General features: G+C 68.9%; 16 protein-coding genes and 2 pseudogenes. 7 read left to right on the top strand and 11 right to left on the bottom strand.

The genetic code is table 11. The features are described 5' to 3' along the window. Window positions 1-7: 7 nt before the first annotated feature. Window positions 8-952: a VCBS repeat-containing protein gene (locus AB0A61_RS33335; RefSeq protein ID WP_361300775.1), complete on the top strand. Its 945-nt coding sequence runs from the start codon at window positions 8-10 to the stop codon at window positions 950-952. Here AB0A61_RS33335 and AB0A61_RS33330 read toward each other — a convergent pair. The 5 genes from AB0A61_RS33330 to AB0A61_RS33310 all read right to left on the bottom strand — a co-directional run bounded on the left by AB0A61_RS33330 (window position 937) and on the right by AB0A61_RS33310 (window position 7,955). Continuing rightward, entirely contained in the window at window positions 937-1,833 is an 897-nt protein-coding gene (locus AB0A61_RS33330; protein WP_361300772.1) for a hypothetical protein, read from the bottom strand. The two genes, AB0A61_RS33335 and AB0A61_RS33330, sit on opposite strands and share 16 nt — an antisense overlap. 12 nt (window positions 1,834-1,845) lie before the next feature. Continuing rightward, window positions 1,846-2,865: a polyphosphate kinase 2 family protein gene (locus AB0A61_RS33325; RefSeq protein ID WP_361300769.1), complete on the bottom strand. Its 1,020-nt coding sequence runs from the start codon at window positions 2,863-2,865 to the stop codon at window positions 1,846-1,848. A 140-nt stretch (window positions 2,866-3,005) separates the two neighbouring features. Beyond that, the gene (locus tag AB0A61_RS33320; protein WP_361300853.1) at window positions 3,006-5,549 is read right to left on the bottom strand and encodes an amino acid permease; all 2,544 of its coding nucleotides are present in this window, start codon (window positions 5,547-5,549) and stop codon (window positions 3,006-3,008) included. A 223-nt stretch (window positions 5,550-5,772) separates the two neighbouring features. Continuing rightward, window positions 5,773-6,501 (bottom strand): NAD(P)H-binding protein, encoded by a 729-nt coding sequence (locus tag AB0A61_RS33315; protein WP_361300766.1) that lies wholly within the window; start codon window positions 6,499-6,501, stop codon window positions 5,773-5,775. A 113-nt stretch (window positions 6,502-6,614) separates the two neighbouring features. Continuing rightward, window positions 6,615-7,955, bottom strand: a complete 1,341-nt coding sequence (locus tag AB0A61_RS33310) for a DUF3533 domain-containing protein (protein ID WP_361300763.1) — start codon at window positions 7,953-7,955, stop codon at window positions 6,615-6,617. A 214-nt stretch (window positions 7,956-8,169) separates the two neighbouring features. Here AB0A61_RS33310 and AB0A61_RS33305 point away from each other — a divergent pair, with 214 nt between their 5' ends. After that, complete coding sequence (locus AB0A61_RS33305) at window positions 8,170-8,805, top strand: MerR family transcriptional regulator (RefSeq protein WP_361300760.1); 636 nt, start codon at window positions 8,170-8,172, stop codon at window positions 8,803-8,805. A 62-nt stretch (window positions 8,806-8,867) separates the two neighbouring features. On the opposite strand, the gene AB0A61_RS33300 is transcribed toward AB0A61_RS33305, so the two are convergent. Further along, window positions 8,868-9,740, bottom strand: coding sequence for a hypothetical protein (locus AB0A61_RS33300; protein ID WP_361300757.1), 873 nt, complete (start codon window positions 9,738-9,740; stop codon window positions 8,868-8,870). 609 nt (window positions 9,741-10,349) lie between these two features. Between AB0A61_RS33300 and AB0A61_RS33295 the strand changes: the two genes are divergently transcribed. After that, on the top strand, window positions 10,350-11,549 hold the full coding sequence (locus AB0A61_RS33295; protein WP_361300754.1) for a cytochrome P450: 1,200 nt from the start codon (window positions 10,350-10,352) through the stop codon (window positions 11,547-11,549). Between the two features lie 154 nt (window positions 11,550-11,703). On the opposite strand, the gene AB0A61_RS33290 is transcribed toward AB0A61_RS33295, so the two are convergent. Further along, window positions 11,704-12,879, bottom strand: a complete 1,176-nt coding sequence (locus AB0A61_RS33290; protein ID WP_361300751.1) for a CapA family protein — start codon at window positions 12,877-12,879, stop codon at window positions 11,704-11,706. 199 nt (window positions 12,880-13,078) lie between these two features. On the opposite strand from AB0A61_RS33290, the pseudogene AB0A61_RS33285 reads away from it, so the two are divergent. Then, a pseudogene (locus tag AB0A61_RS33285) lies at window positions 13,079-13,448 on the top strand (SpoIIE family protein phosphatase); the annotation flags it as partial. 55 nt (window positions 13,449-13,503) lie between these two features. On the opposite strand, the gene AB0A61_RS33280 reads toward AB0A61_RS33285, so the two are convergent. The 3 genes from AB0A61_RS33280 to AB0A61_RS33270 form a co-directional block, all read right to left on the bottom strand. After that, window positions 13,504-13,941, bottom strand: coding sequence for a cupin domain-containing protein (locus tag AB0A61_RS33280; protein WP_361300748.1), 438 nt, complete (start codon window positions 13,939-13,941; stop codon window positions 13,504-13,506). A 318-nt stretch (window positions 13,942-14,259) separates the two neighbouring features. Beyond that, entirely contained in the window at window positions 14,260-14,640 is a 381-nt protein-coding gene (locus tag AB0A61_RS33275) for a hypothetical protein (RefSeq protein ID WP_361300745.1), read from the bottom strand. A 97-nt stretch (window positions 14,641-14,737) separates the two neighbouring features. Then, window positions 14,738-15,667, bottom strand: a complete 930-nt coding sequence (locus AB0A61_RS33270; RefSeq protein ID WP_361300742.1) for an alpha/beta hydrolase — start codon at window positions 15,665-15,667, stop codon at window positions 14,738-14,740. A 110-nt stretch (window positions 15,668-15,777) separates the two neighbouring features. Between AB0A61_RS33270 and AB0A61_RS33265 the strand changes: the two genes are divergently transcribed. Beyond that, window positions 15,778-16,224, top strand: coding sequence for a MarR family winged helix-turn-helix transcriptional regulator (locus AB0A61_RS33265; RefSeq protein WP_361300739.1), 447 nt, complete (start codon window positions 15,778-15,780; stop codon window positions 16,222-16,224). A gap of 211 nt (window positions 16,225-16,435) precedes the next feature. Further along, window positions 16,436-16,567: pseudogene (locus tag AB0A61_RS33260) on the top strand (IS5/IS1182 family transposase); the annotation flags it as partial. A gap of 21 nt (window positions 16,568-16,588) precedes the next feature. On the opposite strand, the gene AB0A61_RS33255 reads toward AB0A61_RS33260, so the two are convergent. Then, the gene (locus AB0A61_RS33255) at window positions 16,589-16,984 is read right to left on the bottom strand and encodes a DUF3592 domain-containing protein (protein ID WP_361300736.1); all 396 of its coding nucleotides are present in this window, start codon (window positions 16,982-16,984) and stop codon (window positions 16,589-16,591) included. Between the two features lie 437 nt (window positions 16,985-17,421). Between AB0A61_RS33255 and AB0A61_RS33250 the strand changes: the two genes are divergently transcribed. Next, window positions 17,422-17,838, top strand: a complete 417-nt coding sequence (locus AB0A61_RS33250) for a hypothetical protein (RefSeq protein WP_361300733.1) — start codon at window positions 17,422-17,424, stop codon at window positions 17,836-17,838. Window positions 17,839-18,006: the final 168 nt, after the last annotated feature.

Genomic DNA, 18,006 nt, shown 5'->3' with positions numbered 1-18,006 from the left:
ACTTCACTTGACCTTCGCCCAACACGGCCGCACGCTCAACCGTGTGCTCGCCACCGCCGCGATCACCGCCGCGATGGCCACCACGGCCCACACCGCCACCGCGGCCGAGCACCCGGCCGGCGCCGACCGGGCGCGCTCCCATGCGGTGGCCCAGCACCGCTCCACGTCTGCCGGGCTCGCGGCCCCGCGCGTCGCCGCGACCGGCCGGGTGCAGACGCCCAGCTTCGCCCTGACCGCCGTCGACAAGCGGACCGGGAACCTGTTCCTGTTCTTCCCGGACCGCCAGGGCGGCTTCAAGCCCCGCTACGACGTCGGAGTCAGCTTCGACTTCGCCGCCGCCTCCGTCGACGTGGACAACGACCACGACGGCAACAGCGACGGCACCTGGGACTTCCAGAAGGACGGCCTGCTGACCTACACCTGGTCCGAGGACCTCCAGGCGCACACCAAGGACATCGGCAAGGGCTGGACGATCTACAACAAGGTCCTCTCGCCCGGGAACCTCGGCGGCACGCAGGACGCGGACCTCGTGGCCGTCGACAAGTCCGGCGTGATGTGGGTCTACACCGGCCACGCGGACGGCCGGGTCGACCAGCGCGTACGCATCGGTGGCGGCTGGGACCAGTACACCGAGATCGCCGGCCAGGGAGACCTGACCGGCGACGGCAAGTCCGACATCGTCGCCCGGGACAAGGCGGGTGTCCTGTGGCTCTACAAGGGCACCGGCGACTACAAGGCGCCCTTCGCGGCCCGCACCAGGGTCGGCGCCGGATGGAACACGTACAACCGTGTGCTGTCCGTCGGCGACCTCGACGCCGACGGCAGGACCGACATCGTCGCCCGCACGCAGGGCGGTGACCTGTACCGCTACTCCGGCACCGGTGACGCGTCCCGCCCCTTCGCCAAGCCGGTCGAAATCGGCTCCGGCTACAACAGTTACAACCTGATCTGACGCCGGGCCGCTGAACGGCGAGAAGACATCGGGGTACGGCGCCCGCCGCCGTACCCCGTACTCGTACGCCGCCGTACCCCGTACTCGTACGCCGCCGTACCCCGTACTCGTACGCCGCCGTACGCCGCCCGTCCGGCTCCGTCGCAACGCCTCGGCCCCGTACGGCCGGCCCCCCGTTCCAGCGGGCCAGGAACTCGCCGAGCTCCCACGGCGCCGGCAGCGCGAGCGCGGGGACCAGCGTCCACGCGAGCTGCGCCAGATTCAGCTGGGTCGTGCCGAGCAGCCTGCGGAAGGCATCCATCTGGGTGACCAGCACCGCGAGGACGAACTCGACGAGCATCGCCCGGTTCATCTGCTTGCTGTCGAAGCCGGCGGTGGTCAGGACCGTCTCCGTCTCGCTGGGTCACGGTGGGCAGGGCCTCCGGAATGGCGGCGATGGCCGGCGAGACGGCACTCACGAACAGCGCGTCCCACGCCGTACCCCGGCTGCGCCCCAGGACGAACATCACGATCATCGTCAGTCCGGCCGTGCCCGTGATCCACAGGGTGAGCCGGTCCAGCTCCTGGGTCAGCGGCGACGCCTCGCCGGGGGGCGACAACATCCCCGAGATGCGCCCGAGTTCGGTGCCGGCTCCGGTCGCCGTGACGATCACCGTCGCACTGCCATGGGTGACGGGGGTGTTCATGAACGCCATGTTCGTCCGGCCCCCCGGCGGCAGGTCCGCTCCGGTCAGCGTCCGGGAATCCTTGGCGGCGGGCACGCTCTCGCCGGTCAGCGCCGACTCGTCGATCTGCAGGGCGCTGGCCGCGACGATCCGGCCGTCGGCCGGTACCTCGTCCCCCGCCGCGAGGAGCACCACGTCGCCCACGACGACCTGCATCCGCCTGCGCGGTCACTTCTCGCCCCTCTGGCCCTTCTTACCCTTCTTGCCCTTCTCGCTCTTCTTTGCCTTCGGGTCCTGCTCGGTGGAGCCCGCGGCCGAAGCCGCATACGGGTCGGCCAGTGCTCCCTCGGGTGCCTGACGTTCCAGCTCCCGTTTGACCTCGGCCAGTTCCTGCCGGGTCCGGTCACTGACGTGCGGGTACTGGGGGTCGATGTCGATCAGGGTGTCGGCCAGTACCGCGGCCGCGCACAGCCGCGCGAACCATTTGTGGTCGGCCGGAATGACGTACCAGGGCGCCCACGGCGTGCTGGTGGCCGACAGCATCTGCGAGAACGCCCGCTGGTAGTCGTCCCACCGGGCGCGCTCGCGGACGTCCGCGGGCGAGAACTTCCAGTTCCGCTCGGGTACGTCTATGCGCTTGAGGAAGCGGACCCGCTGTTCTTCCTTCGACAGGTTCAGGAAGAGCTTTACGATCTTGAAGCCGTTGTCGGTCAGATAGCGCTCCCAGTCGTTGATCTCTCGGTAGCGCCGTTCCCACACGTCCGGGCGGCGTGCCGCGTCGGGCAGCTTCTGGCGTTTGAGGTTCTCGGGGTGCACCCGGACCACCAGGACCTCTTCGTAATGGGACCGGTTGAAGATGCCGATCTCCCCGCGCCGGGGCAGGTGACGGGCGTAGCGCCACAGGTAGTCGTGGTCGAGCTCCTCTTCCGAGGGCACCTTGAAGCCGACCACCCGCACCCCCTGCGGGTTGATTCCGCTCATCACGTGACGGATGGTTCCGTCCTTGCCACCGGCGTCCAGTGCCTGCAGGCACACGAGCACGCCGTACGTGTCCTGGGCGGCCAGCCGCCGCTGGTAGTCGGCCAGCAGCTCGGTGCCGCGGCGGAGCAACGCGACGCCGTCCTTCTTCTTGCTGATGCCCGCCCGGTATCCGGGATCGAAGTCATCCGGCAGACGCACCCTGGTTCCGGGCTCGACCCGCAGAGGGCTGACGAGGTTCGTTATGCGCTCGGCTCTGTGGTCGGCCATCGCCCGCTCGTCCCTTCACCGCCCCGGTCCGTCGGCCCGACGCCGCCACTTCCCCACTCCCCCGCTCCCCCACTCCCCACGCCACCAGCAGGATCAGCCCGGTCGGTGGGGCCGGCATCACCCTCGGCGGGTGGTTGGCATTACTGACCGTCCGTCGGCGGCATGTCCTGCTCGGTCCAGATGGTCTTGCCGGTGGGGGTGTAGCGCGTACCCCACTGGTGGGTCATCTGGGCGATGATGAACAGGCCCCGGCCTCCCTCGTCGTCGCTCGCGGCGTGCCGCAGATTGGGCGTGGTGTGGCCGGTGTCGGAGACCTCGCAGATCAGGGTCCGGTCGCGGATCAGGCGTACCTGGATCGGGCCGCCGACGTAGCGGATGGCGTTGGTGACCAGTTCGCTGACGATGAGCTCGCTGGTGAATGCCAGGTCGCCCAGCTCCCAGTCGCGGAGCTGCTTGCTGACGGCGGTGCGGATGGTGGCCACCGCCGCCGGGTCCGGGGGCAGTTCCCACTGGTTGAACTGGCCGCGGTCGAGCAGGCGGGTGCGGACCATGAGCAGCGTCGCGTCCTCGTCCACCGGCCCGGGCAGCAGGGTGGACACCGCCCGGTCGCACAGCTGGTCCAGGGACGTTCGGCCGTCGGCGAGGACCTCGGACAGCTGCGCGAGCCCCGCCTCACGGCCGTCGGCCGCCTGGAGGAGGCCGCCCGTGAAGAGGGCGACGAGACTGCCCGGCGGGAGCTCCAGTTCCGTGCTCTGGTAGGGCAGGCCGTCTTCTCCCAGCGGCGGCCCGGGCGGCAGCTTCGGATAGTCGACGACGCCCGTGTGCGGTTCGACGACCGCCAGCACCGACTCCCCCGCCCGCGCCAGGCTGCATATCCCCGAGACGGGGTCGTACACCGCGTACAGGCAGGTCACGCCCTGGGCCTCGTCGGCGTGCGGTCTCAGGTGGCCCGGGCCGTGGCCGGCTCCGCTCTCGTGCGCGGTCTGCTCGACCAGGTCGCTCAGGCGGGACAGGAGCTCGTCCGGGGTCAGGTCCAGCCGGGCCAGCACCCGCACACCCGTGCGCAGGCGTCCCATGGTGGCCGCGGCGGGCAGACCGTGACCGAGCACGTCCCCGACGACCAGGCCGACCCGGGTGCCCGACAGGGGGATGACGTCGTACCAGTCGCCGCCCACCCCGGACCCGCTGTCGGCGGGCAGGTAGCGGCTCGCCGAGTCGACGGCGGTGTGCCGCGGCAGGCGACGCGGAAGCAGGCTCCGCTGGAGTTTGAGGGCCACGGAGTGGCCCCGGGTGACCACAGGCATCAGCAGGAGACCGAGCAGCAGGGCGCCCAGGCCCACCACGGTGACTCCGCCGGTCGGTCCGATCAGCGGCAGGTCGACGCTGGTCGCGCCGTACCCGGGGGCGGCGTACACGAAAGTGGCGTAGACGAAAAGGCAGAACATGATCAGCCCGCCCAGCCCCGGCAGCACGCCCTTGAAGACGAGGTCCTTGGTGCTGCGGCTGAGGACCTTGCGGTGGTACCAGAGGCAGGCGAACCCGGTCAGTCCGTACTGGAACGTGATCGCGAGACCGACCGAGTCGATCGAGTCGGCCAGTACGTTCCCGCTGAAGGACGCCAGCAGGATGAGGAAGGCGATCGAGATCGCGCCCATGCCGACGGTCGACCAGGTCGGGGTGAGGAATTTGCGGTGGACCCGGGCGAACTGGGAGGGAACGGCCTTGTGGACCGCCATGGAGAAGACGGTACGGGCCAGGGGCAGGATGGTGGTCTGGGTGGAGGCCAGCGCCGAGATCAGCACCATCAGGATCAGCAGTCTCGACAGGAGAAGCCCCGTGCCGTGGCTCCCGAAGACGGCCTCGCCCAGTCCGGAGAGCACATCGTCCGAGTTGCGGGCGTTGCCCAGCCCGACGCCCGAGGAGCCGACCCCTGCGAAGGCCTGCGCCGAGGTGGACACCAGCGCGTACATGATCAGCAGCAGCACGGTGGACATGACGGCGGCGCGCCCGGGGATACGTGTGCTGTCGACGGTCTCCTCATTGATCGAGACGGCGGTGTCCCAGCCCCAGTAGATGAAGACGCCGGCCAGAATGCCCGACGTCAGCCCCTTCATCGACGACACCTCGAAGGGGTTGAACCAGGAGGCGGAGACATGGATCGCCGTCGAGGGAGGGTCGGTGTAGGCCTTGACCAGCGCGGCGACCGCGAAGAGGAGCAGCATCCCCACTTCCAGGCACAGCAGCCAGCGCTGGACGGCGGCCGAGAACTCGATGCCGACGTAGCAGACCGTGGTCATCACGGCGATCCAGACGATGCCCGCCACAGTGGTCCACAGCCGGTTCTCCGCCAGTCCGTCCAGGCCCACCAGTCGGAAGCCGTAGGCACCGGCGATCTCGGCGAGGCTCGCCATCACGATGACGTTGGCGACGAAGATGCCCCAGCCGCCCATCCAGCCGGTACGTGGGCCGAAGGCGCGGGTTGCCCAGGTGAAGGTGGTTCCGCAGTCGGCGTTGCTCGCGTTGAGCTCCCTGAAGGCGTACGCGATCAACAGCATCGGGACGAACGACAGCATGATGACGATCGGTGTCTGCAGACCGACCGCCGCCACGATGAGCCCCAGCGTTGCGGCGAGACTGTAGGCCGGTGCAGTGGACGCTGTCCCGATGACCACCGAGGAGAACATGCCCAAGGCGTTGTTCTTGAGCCCCTTCCGGCCGGCCCCCGTCCCGGGGGCGGGGCGGCCGGCGGACACGGCGTCGCCAAGTTGCCTCACACTCTTGATTCCAACGCCGGGCCGCTGCCCTCCGCAACAGCGCCGGGGCGGCGGGAAGGCCGCCGGTCGCACAACGGGGCCACCGCGGGACGCCGCGCCTCCATCGGTCTGACCACGACGGGGTTCTCGTCGGTCAGGTGAGCCAGTCGGTGTAGCGGGTGGGGGCGAGGTGGGCGTGCTCGTCGGTGAGGACGTCGCCCTTGACGGCGGCGAACATGCCGGCGGTGGGGTCGGTGACGACGCTGCGGTTGTCGCCCTTGTGGGACAGGGTGATGCGGCCCAGCTCGTCCAGGGTGAAGATCTCGGGGCCGGCGATGTTGCGAATGCCGTTCAGCGGGGCGCCCGCGGCGACCTGTGCCACCGCGCCGGCCACGTCCTTGGCGGCGATCGGCTGGATCGGCGTGGCAGGCAACCGGACGGTGTCGCCGTCGGAGGTCCAGGACATGACGGCGTCCATGAACTCCATGAACTGCGTCGCCCGGACGATCGAGTAGGGGACCGCACCGGCGGCGAGGATCTGCTCCTGGAGCACCTTGGCCCGGTAGTAGTCCAGCTCCGGCACCTGGTCCGCCCCGACGATCGAGAGGATGACGAAGTGGCCGACGCCGCCCTTGCGGGCCGCGGCGAGGAGGTTGTCCATCGAGGTCTGGAAGAAGGCCGGGGAGGCTTCGTCGAAGGTCGGGGAGTTCGTCAGGTTGACGACGACGTCGGCTCCCGCCACCGCCTCGTCCAGTCCCCGGCCGCTGATGACGTCGACTCCAGTGGACTGCGAGTGCGGTACCGCCTCGTGCCCGGCGGCGTTCAGGTCAGTGACGACCTGCGAACCGATCAGCCCGGTACCGCCGATGACTGCGACTCTCATGACGCACCTTTCGTCGGGATCATATGCGCAATATGACATATGAACCGTTATATGGACGTGACGGGACAGCAGGGTCAGGCATGGTCGGGCCGTCGGCCCGCCCCGGAAGCGGATCAGGCAGCCGCGGGGAACGCGACTGGCTCGAACTGCGCGGTGCGGTGCAGCCCCCTGCGGTCGTAGAAGTGGGTCAGGCCCAGTCCGAGGAGCAGCGAGAGCGCGAGCCCGGCACCGGTCATGGTCCAGGCCCGGGCGAGTCCGGCGTCGAGCTGGGCGCCGAAGTAGAGGATCGACCTGACCCCGTCGAGGACCTGGCGGAACGGTTCGAACTCGGCGAGGAAGCGGTAGAAGGACGGCAGCGCCTGCAGCGGGATGGTGGCACCCGCCGACGGGATGGCGAGGCCGATCAGCACGAGCATCGAGACGAGCGGGCCGGGGGTGCCCAGGACCGCCAGCAGGGCGAGCGCCGTGCAGCCCATCGCCATCGTGGCGCAGGACCCGAAGATCCAGAGCAGCAGCAGGTGGGAGGCGTCGATGCCGATGATTTCGACCGCGGCGGCCATGGCCAGCGCCGAGGTGACCAGGGAGACTCCGGCCATGAGTGCGCAGCCGACGAGGAAGTGGCGGGTGCGGCTCAGGTGTCGCACGGGCTGTGCGGTGCGGAAGGGGCCGAGGTCCTTCGCGGCGTAGCCGAGGGCGGCGTCGACCTGCATGTGGATCACGTTGGCACCGAGCATGCCGCCGAGGACCAGCACCAGGGTGTAGAAGAAGGAGGTCAGACCGAATCCGCTGTGGTCGCCCAGGTGATGCCCCTGGGACACGACGACCTTGATCGGATCCGCAAGCAGCAGCCGCCCGGGGGCGCTCGGTGCGGTGACGCGGTGCCCAGCCGCTTCGGCTTGGGCGGCCTGGTGGGCCAACTGCCGGCCCAGTTGCCCGCCCAGGACGACCGAGGCGTCGTGTGCCGCCTCACGGTTGACCTGCTCGGCCATGTTCGAGCCGAAGCTGCCGGCCGCGGGATTGGTGAGGATCTCCAGCGTCGGTTGCTTCGGGGAGGCACTGCCAGGGGCCGCGAGCCCCAGCACGGTGGCGGAGAAGTTCTCCGGGACGACCAACGCCCCGAACGCCTTGTCCTGGCTCATGAGCCGCTTTGCCCCGGCCCGGTCGACCTGCTTCCAGCCGACCTTGCCCTTGAGCTGCGGGGCGCCGGCGACCCGCTCGGCGATCTGCGCACCCAGGTTCATCTGCTTGCCCGCGTACACGGAGCCCTGGTCGGCGTTGACCACAGCGATCGGCAGGTCGTGCATCGCCCCGACAGGGTTGCTGTTCGCGCCGAGGTAGAGCAGCGAGAGCAAAAAGGACAACAAGCCGATCACCGCTGCGGAGGCGAGCCACAGCCGGCGCCCCCGGAGCAGGTGCCGTGCGCTCATGCGGGCGTGTGCGGGTGAACTGGCCATGCGCCTCTCCTCTGTGTGCGTGGTTCGCGCCGTCCGCCGGGATGGGCGACACACTGGAAACCTGCACTTTCCAAGATTGGAAAGTAACACTTTCCAAGGTGAGGGTCCAGCCTCCAGGCACCTGGGACGAGGGTCCGGCCTCCAGGCACCTGGGACGAGGGTCCGGCCTCCAGGCACCTGGGACACTGAGACCAGCAGAGAGTCGAGGGAGCGCATGAAGATCTCGGAGCTGAGCCGCCGGTCCGGGACTCCGGTGGGGAGAATCAAGTACTACCTGCGCGAGGGCCTGCTGCCGCCCGGACGTTCGATGGGTGCCACGATCGCCGAGTACGGCGAAGAGCACGTCAAGCGACTGCGGCTGATCCGGGCGCTGACCGCCCGCGGGGGCCTGTCCATCGCGGCCGCCCGAGACGTGCTGGCGGCGGTCGATCACCCGGAGGAGTCCCGGCCCGCCCTCGGTGTGCTGCACCACGCCCTGCCGATCCCGACGGAGTCGGGCGACGCGGAGGCCGGCCCCGAGCAGGTCCAGCAGGTGAAGGAACTGCTCAACGCCATGGAGTGGAACATCTCGGACGATTCACCCCACCCGCACGCACTGGCAGCGGGTCTCCAGGAACTCAGCCGTCTCGGCGTCCCCTACAGCAACGACGAACTGGTCCCCTACGCGAGGCTCGCCGCGTCCGTCGCCCGCCTCGACCTCGAACAGCTCGACGGGATCGACGAGCCGGAGCAACTGGCCGAACGAGCGGCCATCGTGATCCTGCTGCTCGAACCGGTGTTGGCGCTGCTGCGCAGACTTGCCCAGGAGGGCGAGCTGCGACACAGGCGCGCACAGGCCCACCCGGGCTGACGCGACGGTGCCCCTGAACTTGCGGTGTGCCGGGCGCGGATTCACGCGCCCGGCGCCAGTGCTTACCGTTGACCTGCTTCCTGGCGGGCCGCTACGGCCTCCGGGCCGACAGTCTCAAGACTCGGTGTGGGGGCCTTGCGCTCCTGGATGTGGGCGTAGGCCATCAGGCCGAACAGGACGGTGAGCAGCACGGCCGAGGAGCCCGCGGTGCCGAGGTCCAGGCCGCCCTTGGCGACCGGCTTGGTGAGGAAGTCGCCCGCGGTGGCGCCGAGGGGGCGGGTGAGGACGAAGGCGATCCAGAAGAGCAGCACGTTCGGGACGCTGGGCACCTTCATGAGGACGACCAGCACGACCAGCACACCGGTCACCAGTGCCGCACCGCCCAGGTAGCCGAGTCCGGAACTGTCGGACAGGAAGTCGCCCATCGAGGTACCGAGGGTGTTGGAGACGAGGATCGCCGCCCAGAAGAGTGCCTCGCCCTTGAAGGTGACGATGTCCCTGATCTGGAAGGTCATCCCGCTGATCCTCCAGACGAGGAAGATCGCCAGGAGGATCGAGATCAGGATTGCGGCGCCCTCCGGGTAGCCGATGCCGAAACCCTGTGGGCCCCAGCCCAGTGAGGTGGCGCCTTTCGACAGGTACTTGGCACTGGCGTCGCGGTTCATGAAGTCGGACATGGTGGTGCCCGCCATGCTGGTCGACAGGATCACGGTCCAGTAGAAGAACGGGTGGTAGCGCGAGGACCGCAGCTGCACGACCAGCGTCACCACGAAGATCAGAAACAGGACGATCGTGGTGAGGAAGTAACCGAGTTTGAGCGTCTGGGCGAACAGGTCGCCCGCCGTCTCTCCCAGGGTCGTCGCGGCGACCTTCATGATCCAGAACGCCAGAGTGACCTCGGGCAGCTTCTTCATCACGGATTTCGTCGACGTCAAAAGGGGGCTCCTGTGCTTGTGAGGGGTTGGAGCTCTGTTCGGACCTGGCAAGATCAGCCTGAAAGCACCTGGACGTGCGTGTCCTGGTTCTTGCGCAGCCGCCGACGCCACTCCTGCTCGAACACCCGCACCGGAAGTGGCGGAGGCCAATGACCGTCAGGGCACCGGAGGGGTTCCGGTTCTCACACTTACGGCGGCCGGGCTCGCCGTGTTCACGGCGAGCGGGCCGCGCCGACGGGCCCAGAGGGGCTGTGGATTGGGGAGAGGGCATCCACCGCGCGGCTCTGTTGGCCGAGCGAAACCATGCCTGACCAGCAAGTACCAACAAATCTCAGTCGGTTGGGAGACGGTTTCCCGGGCCCCGCTGCCGGTTTGCGGGCCGCTCCGAAGGAGTCGATCCTGAGGGAGAGGCATGCCGACCGATCGTGTGGACCGAGCGCTGGAGCTGCGGAGCTTGCGGCGACCGCGGCCGGTGCGGGGAGCGGGTTCCGGATGAGGCCTGTCGTCGATCTCAACCGGTGAGCAGCAGATCGCGGCCGGCGCCCCGTTCGTCCCGTCACATGCCTGATCACCGGCCCTTTCACCGCCCGGAGCCCCTCAGGAGACACCATGACGCCCGGCACCATCTCCGCACAGATCACCGACTACGCCAACCGCGCCGATCCCTACCCGCTCTACGCGGAACTGCGCAAGACACCGGTCCGGCGCGAGGACGACGGCACCTACCTGGTCAGCACCTACTACGAGGTGCGGAGCCTGGCCGGCGACCCGCGGCTGAGCAACGACACCAGCAACCGCCCACCCGACCACGCCCGCCCCGGGCAGCCGGCGCCGGAAGGCGGCCTGCCGCCCAGCTTCATCTTCACCGACCCGCCCGAGCACGACCGGCTGCGCAACACCGTCAACCGGCCGTTCGGCCCTCCGCACAGCCCCAGGTTCCTCGACGGCCTGCGCGAAGAGCTGGCCAACGTCGTCACCGAACTGCTCGACGCCTTCGACGGCAAGGAGCAGGTCGACATCGTCCAGGACTTCTCCTACCCCCTTCCCGTCACCGCCATCTGCAAGGTCCTGGGCGTGCCACGCGAGGACGAAGCGCGCTTCCACGTCTGGGCCGACGCCCTGGCGTCCGGAGTGGATCCCGGCGCCGACGGCCAGGAAAAGGCGCAGCGGGCACGTCAGGACCTGGGCGCCTACCTCTCCGACCTGATCGAGACCAAACGCCGCCGTCCCGGCCCCGGAATCCTCAGCGCCCTCGCTCCCGACATGACACCCGCAGACCTGGAAGCCACCGCGGTGCTCCTCCTGGTCGCCGGCCACGAGACCACCGTCAACGCCATCACCAACACCACCCTCACCCTGCTGCGCCACCCCGACGTCCTCCAGCACTTCCAGAAGGACCCGGACCTGGCCATCCCCCTCATCGAGGAAGTGCTGCGCTACGAGCCCCCGGTCCAGTTCGTCCCGTGGACCACCGCCCTGGCCGACATCGACATCGCCGACACCACCATCCCCAAGGGCTCACCGGTCTGGCTCATGCTGGCCGCGGCCAACCGCGACCCCAAACGCTTCAAGGACCCCGACCGATTCGATCCCGACCGCAAGGACAACGAGCACCTGGGCTTCTACACCGGCATCCACTACTGCTTCGGCGCCCCCCTCGCCCGCATGGAACTACATCTGGCCGTGCCCGAACTGTTCCGCCGGGTCAAGTTCTCCCGGCTGCTCGAAGACCCACCCCCCTACCGCCCCAACGCAGTACTGCGCGGCCCCCGCCACCTCCCCGTGGCAATCGAGGGCCTCACGGCCTGAGCGCCGCACAACGGTCCGCGGGCTCTCCTCCGCTCCGAGCGCGTTCCCAACTGCCCCCACAGCCGGCTTCGTCGTCCTCCAGGGCGTCGGCAGGACGATCAGATGCCAACAGATGCCAACGGTCGGCACGAGCCTGCAATGGGGATCTCCTCAGCTACGGGCGCTGGATCGTCCCGTCCGCCGTGATGTGGGCGGCGTGCGGGCCGAAGTCCTCCTCCGACACTTCGGAGACGAGGTGGATCCCATCGCCGCCCGGCTCCGGTGTGCCTGGCTCCACGATGTGGGTCGGGCGCAGGCGCCCGGACACGTAGGTGCCGTCGGCGCGGAGGGTGACTTGCAGCACGCCGCTGGTGGAGAGTGCGCCGCCGAGGCCGAGTACCTTGTAGCCGGAGAAGTTTCCCAGGCTGTAGGCGATCAGTCGGCCCTTGTAGAACTCCATCCCCCGCATCACGTGCGGGCCGCTGCCTACCACGAGGTCGGCGCCGGCGTCGATCACCGCACGGCTGAAGCGGTAGCTGTCGCCGCGGTTCTCGCCGAGGAAGTACTCGGTGCCGGGCTCTACATGGGTTCGGTCCGAGCCTTCCGCTCCGGCGTGCATCGTGACGATCACGATGTCCGCCATCGTTGCGGCGCGAGCGGTGAGTCGCCTCGCGGTGGGGATGTCCGTGAGATCGTTGGCCCCCCGGTCGGGAGCGAACCCGACCAGTGCGACCCGGATGCCGTTGACTCGCTGGATGGTGATCTGGCCCAGGCGGCCGGTGAACGGCAGGTTCACCGAACGCAGGGCGGCGAACGTCTCGCGCCGCCCCTCGGCCCCGAAGTCGTCGATGTGGTTGTTGGCCACGTTCATCGCCGTGAAGCCGGCCTTCTTGAGCCAGTGGCTGTACGACGGAGGGGCGCGGAACGCGAAGCAGTTCGGGCTGTCGTCGTCGCACTTGCTGGAGCCGCCGGTGGTGAGTGTTCCCTCCAGGTTCCCGAGCACCACGTCGCCGACGAGCAGGTCGTCGACAGGAGCGAAGAACGAAGCGCCGTCGTCCGGCGGCAGATCGTCCGGCAGCGAGCCCATCACGACGTCCCCCACGGCGGCAATCCGTACGTTGCCGGTAGGGCGCGGTGCTCCCGGCGCCCCGGACGCCGTGCTCCTGGTCGTCCGTAGGGGGGTCCGGGCCGAGCCGATGGACGCTGCGTCCTCGGACCCGTCGCGGAAAACGAACGCCGCAACGATCACCACACCGATCCCGGCCAGACCGAGGGCGAACGGGCGGTGACGGTGCACGGCCTTCTGCCGCTCGCGCCGCTGCTGGGCGCGTCGTTCGCCTGACCTGATCATCAGCTCATGCTACGAAATGGCCACCCATTCTTCGCGGAAGTCAGTCACTGGCGTGTCCGCCGGCCGCTTGGCCCTCTGCAGGGAGGCAGGCGACTCGGACCCACTCCACCTCTGAGTGGATCCCTGTGGCGCCCGCCGGGCCCGGCAGAGTCGTGCGAGGCCCAGGCGGCTGGGCCGCCTGCCGACGGCCCGAAGCACAGTGGCGCTGCCCTTGCAAGAAGCCATGCTCCCCGCCCGGTCGGCCGCCACCCGGCGGCCGTGCGCTACGGGCCCGCCGCCGAAGCGCTGAACGTGGCCGGCGACTGGTACGACCTCGTCGACCTGCCAGGCGACCACATGGCCGTCACCGTCGGCGACGTCGTCGGCCGGGCGGCGCCCCCGTGCTTTGCACCGACGGTCTGATCGAACGCCGCGGCGAGGACATCGACAAGGGCCTCGCCCGGCTCGCCGACTCCCTGGCCCGCCACCGGGCAGACGATCCCGAAGGTCTCGCCGACGCCGTGCTCACCGACCTACTCCCACCCGGTGGCGCCACCGACGACACCCCCTTGGTCGTCGTGCGCCTGTGAACCCGGCCCGCCGCTTCCCTGTGAAGTGACGCGTGTCGATCTCGCGGGTCGCGGGTCAGCCTTCGGAGGGACGCGGGGCGCGCAGGTGCGCCCGTTCCTTCAGCTCCTCCTCGTCGACCACCGTGAGCATCGGCTGACCCGGCGCGCACACCATGGTCACCACGAACTTGGTCGATGCGTCCGACAGGGCGTTGCCGTCCTGGTAGTGGATCACGTCACCGCCTGGCTCCCAGAACGTCCCACCGGCCTCGACCACACGCTCCGGCTCACCCTCGAGCTCGAACCGGAGCGCGCCCTCCATGACGTAGCCGAACGACGGGCCCGAGTGGCGATGCGGAGGGAGCCCGGGGTGACCGGGAGGCCACTCGACGAGAATGGTCATTCCCGAACCACCCTCGGGAAAGAAGGGCGGAGTGACCTCCTGCAGCAACTTGACTTCGGGCGGCAAGGAGACCTCGTTGGCGGTCCCGTGCTCCGGGTTCTTCTCCGACATGCACCACACCTCCGTAAGCCTGCCCGGAATGGACGATCTCGCGTCGGCTTGGCCGTATCCGTGACAGGCGGTGTGCCTTCTGCCTGGCCCGAACGGTCTCGAGACCACCCTGCCTTCCGTCGGCAACCGCCACAATCCGGGAGCCGGCGGGGCCGGCGAGGGGCAGCCATCTCTCGTGCCGGCCTGCCAGGACTTGCCGCAGTTGCGCTCAGGCTGCCTGCGTATCAGCCTCTGCAGGCGTCCGGGCCGTCCTTGGCGAAGGCTTCCTTGGTGCAGTAGGTGATGGTCGGGTAGTAGGCGCCCATCACTTTCGCCGGGTCAGTCACCCTTCTTGACGTCCTGGACCGCGTTGGTGAGGTTCTGCGCCGGGAGCATGTTCCGCAAGAACAGGACGCTCTGGACATTGGTGGGACCCCAGTCGATCCAGGTGATCCCGTTCGCCGTAGTCGCGTTGTGCGGACGGTCCCGCGAGGTGGACACCACGTAGGTGTCACGCCCGTCCTTGCTCCGGCTCGTCTGGAAGTCTGCGGCGCAGGAACTCACCGCATAGGGGATCTGAAGCCGGTTCTGGCAAAGAGACCAGTAGCGAAGCCGGGTCTTCGTCAGCACCGACTGCCCGTTGGCCGTGTTGGGGAAGCTGGGCGCCTTGCCGCGGATGACGGCGACGCGGTCCGGCTCGTACTCCATCGGCGTGCACAAGTACTTGTCGTAGGGGTTGGGGAACAGCCCGCCGACCTTGTTCGGTACCGCGAAGCCCGGTGCGCTCGCGGTGGAATTCCCGCCGCCGGGGTCGGTGTCAGTGGACCGGTTCGAGATGGTCGGCGCCCGGGCGCCCGGCGCTCAGGTGGGCGGTGAGGAAGCGGGCGGCGCGGTCGAGTGCGGCGTCCGCCTCGTCGAGGCGGCCGTAGTGGTGCTGGAAGACGTGGGGGAGGCCGGGGCCGACTTCGAGCGTGACGTCGACGCCGTCGGCGCCCGCGCGGCCGGCCAGCCGGACCGCGTCGTCGAGGAGCACCTCGTTCGCCCCGACCTGCACGAGGAGTGGGGGCAGTCCGGTGAGGTCGGCGAACACCGGGCTGGCCAGGGGATGCGCCCTGTCGCCTGCGCCGACGTAGAGATCGGCGTAGGCGCGCACGTCGGCCTCTGTGAAAATGGGGTCGGCGCTCTCCTTGGAACGGATGCTTCCTCCAGCGAGGGTGAGGTCGGCCCAGGGGGAGAAGACGACCACGGCGGCTGGTTGCGGCAGCCCGGCCTCCCGGGCGGCGAGCAGCGTGGCGATGCTCAATCCGCCACCGGCGGAGTCACCGGCCATGACGAGATCCCGTGGGTCGGTGCCCGACGCCAGCAGCTCGCGGTAGACCGCGAGCCCGTCGCCGACAGCCGCCGGGAAAGGGTGCTCGGGCGCCAGCCGGTAATCCACCGACGTCGCGCGCAGCCCGGCGCGGCGGGCCAGTTCACCGACCAGCCCTGCGTGGGTGTCCGGTGAGCCGATGACGTAGCCGCCGCCGTGCAGGTAGAGCAGTCGGCCGCGGCCGGAGGCTTCGGCCGGCTCCAGCTCCAGGGTCGGTCGACCGCCCAGGACGGTCCTGCGGGTGACCACGCCCTCCGGCGCCGGGCGGGTGACAGCCGCGGCGAAACCGCTGCGCTGCTCCTCGGGAGTGGGCCGCGTCTCGCTGCGAGGGGCGGAACGGAGTATGGCGTCCAGGGCGTCGCGCTGCTGTCGGGACATGCGGGGCCTCCATGGGTCGGGGTGCGAGGATGGATTCCTTGGAATCCACCTGCCTGACCCCAACCGGATTCTAAGGAAGATGATTCCCGAGAATCTACTGGAAGGCCAATGTGAGCCACATCACCCCGATCTTCACCGATCTGGTCCGCGTCGAGACCCGGCTCTACAACGCGGTGAGCGCCCGTTTGCGCGCCGAACAAGGGCTGGGGCTGGGACAGTTCGAGCTTTTGGAGATCATCGACCGCGTGCCGGGGTGCCGCGTGCTCGACATCGTCGGCGAACTGGCGATCACCGTGGGCGCCGTCAGCAAGGCGGTCGACCGGCTGGTGGCTGCGGGCTGGTGCCTGCGGGTCGCGCACCCCCAGGACCGCCGCTCGTCCGTCCTCCGCCTCACATCCGCGGGTGAGAAGCAGCTGTCCGCTTCCCGCCCCATTGTCGAAAGCGAGCTCATCTCACTGACCGCGGCGGTTCCCCCCGATGACCTGGCCCGCATCGCCTCGACCCTGGCCGTCCTTCGCGCAACCCTCGAGGAGGACTCCCACGGCCGGCCGGGATGAGGGGACATGACCGGGAGCCCGGGAGGGCGCCGGCGGCGCCGACTGGCGAGGGACCGAAGCGCCGACCGCAGCCGGCGCGGCCGCCACCCCCTCCTCGCTCACGCCCGTCAGCGCCTCCATCACTCGATCGAGTGTCTCGCTCACGTCAGTGCTCGTGACCACTCGAAGCGGGCGCCTGACCGGCGTTCTCGACCGTCAGCGGCAGCAACACAGGAACGAAGTTGAGCGGACCGTCAACGCACTCAAGGGCTTCCGAGCTGTGGCGACCCGGTACGACAAGCGAGCGTTCGTCTTTCACGGCACGGTCAGCGTCGCAGCGATCCGGCTGTGGATCCTTTCGTGAGAACGAGGAAGGAGAACCAGCTCAGCTCTTGAGCACGATCCACACCGCGACGCCGAGGAAGATCCCGCTTCCGGCAAGCATGCTGATGTACATGGGCCGGAGGTACCTCCGGGTGAACACCCTGGCAATCTCGGGGTGTTCGGGCAGATGGACGACCGGGACACGGGTTCCAAGGTCCAGCCCCAGCCCCGTCCCCGTCGCCACGGGCGTGAACCTGACGGGTCGGCCCTGCCGGTCGGTGAACTCGATGACGGGCGTCAAATTATCGTCCGCCGGCGCCAGATACTGGTCCACCACCACACCCCCGGCGTGGACGCCGTACCGACGCAGCCGCGCTTGCAGCCGCGCCTCCCGCACACCGCCCCACAGGCACGCCAGGCTCGCCAACACGACACAGAACATGTCACGTGCCGTCATCTGTCCCTCTGCTCTCCCGCGCCCAGCGCCACCCGGCACGGGCCGCGCACCAGGATGACGCGGCGGCGTCCGGCAGGCCTCGCCGACGCCCCACGGAGATTGGCTCCCGTGCGAGCCCTACACCGACGGACGCTGTCGTGTCGTCGCGCAAACAGCCGACCAGCGGGAACCCCCTGCCTCGCCCTCCAGTTGCGGCATATGGGTGACCGGCGTTGACTGGAATTACCTCGATGACTAGCGAGAGTCGGATGTGTTTTTGCCGCCCACTCTTCAGCGCGCCGTCGTCAACTCTCCCGCGCTGCGCCAGTCGTGCCTGCCGCCAAGCGACAAGACCAGCTTGACGTGTCGTGCGACCACGGAATGCTCATGCTGGTACCAGCCATGGGAGGTTCGCAATGACACACGTCTCTTCTGCCCGCCGCCCACTACCCCGAATCATGGCCCTGCTCGTCACGGCGGCCTTGACGCTTTCCCTCTCGGTCACATTCATGCTCACCTCGGCGAAACAGGCAGCCGCCTGCCTAACCACAAGTAAGCTTCCAGGCACGTGGCATTCAAGCAATGACAGGCTGAGTCGCATCGACGTGTTTGTTTCAGAAAGCTGCGGCCTTTCCATCAGGGCCTATTCCACGTGCGACTACGACGCGACGAAGGACTGTCCCTGGGACGGCGGCCGGACGAAGAAGCTGTCCCCCAGCAGGTACGTCGCGGGCGCCCAGTACGCCACGTACACATGGAACAACGCGAGCGAGCAGTTGCGCATGACCCGGAAGTCGACCTACGTGTCGGTTGAGGACTACATTAAATGGAAGTCCGGCAAGACAGAAAACTTCACCGTGTCCATGTCCAAGTGATCGCCGAAAGTGTGGTTCCTGGCGTCCAGGTAGAGCGCGCCACTGTACGAATGACCTGGACGCCAGGGGCCGCGTCCGCTCGGCTCTGCCTGGGCCGATGGCAAACGGGATGGGAGAGCCCCCACGCACATCCTACGAACCCGCACTCGGGAACGACGCCCTCACCAT

Origin of the sequence: Streptomyces sp. NPDC046197 (genome assembly GCF_040646295.1) — a bacterium.
Taxonomy (GTDB): domain Bacteria; phylum Actinomycetota; class Actinomycetes; order Streptomycetales; family Streptomycetaceae; genus Streptomyces.
Note: the sequence above shows the minus strand (reverse complement) of the source record. Positions and strands in the feature narration are given on the sequence as shown.

Excerpts from the sequence above, each read along its gene's own strand:
- AB0A61_RS33320 (WP_361300853.1), bottom strand. The coding sequence starts at position 5,549 with ATGTTCTCCTCGGTGGTCATCGGGACAGCGTCCACTGCACCGGCCTAC.
- AB0A61_RS33325 (WP_361300769.1), bottom strand. The coding sequence starts at position 2,865 with ATGGCCGACCACAGAGCCGAGCGCATAACGAACCTCGTCAGCCCTCTG.
- AB0A61_RS33255 (WP_361300736.1), bottom strand. The coding sequence starts at position 16,984 with ATGACGGCACGTGACATGTTCTGTGTCGTGTTGGCGAGCCTGGCGTGC.
- AB0A61_RS33305 (WP_361300760.1), top strand. The coding sequence starts at position 8,170 with ATGAAGATCTCGGAGCTGAGCCGCCGGTCCGGGACTCCGGTGGGGAGA.
- AB0A61_RS33280 (WP_361300748.1), bottom strand. The coding sequence starts at position 13,941 with ATGTCGGAGAAGAACCCGGAGCACGGGACCGCCAACGAGGTCTCCTTG.
- AB0A61_RS33310 (WP_361300763.1), bottom strand. The coding sequence starts at position 7,955 with ATGGCCAGTTCACCCGCACACGCCCGCATGAGCGCACGGCACCTGCTC.
- AB0A61_RS33250 (WP_361300733.1), top strand. The coding sequence starts at position 17,422 with ATGGCCCTGCTCGTCACGGCGGCCTTGACGCTTTCCCTCTCGGTCACA.
- AB0A61_RS33295 (WP_361300754.1), top strand. The coding sequence starts at position 10,350 with ATGACGCCCGGCACCATCTCCGCACAGATCACCGACTACGCCAACCGC.
- AB0A61_RS33315 (WP_361300766.1), bottom strand. The coding sequence starts at position 6,501 with ATGAGAGTCGCAGTCATCGGCGGTACCGGGCTGATCGGTTCGCAGGTC.
- AB0A61_RS33290 (WP_361300751.1), bottom strand. The coding sequence starts at position 12,879 with ATGATCAGGTCAGGCGAACGACGCGCCCAGCAGCGGCGCGAGCGGCAG.
- AB0A61_RS33330 (WP_361300772.1), bottom strand. The coding sequence starts at position 1,833 with ATGCAGGTCGTCGTGGGCGACGTGGTGCTCCTCGCGGCGGGGGACGAG.
- AB0A61_RS33270 (WP_361300742.1), bottom strand. The coding sequence starts at position 15,667 with ATGTCCCGACAGCAGCGCGACGCCCTGGACGCCATACTCCGTTCCGCC.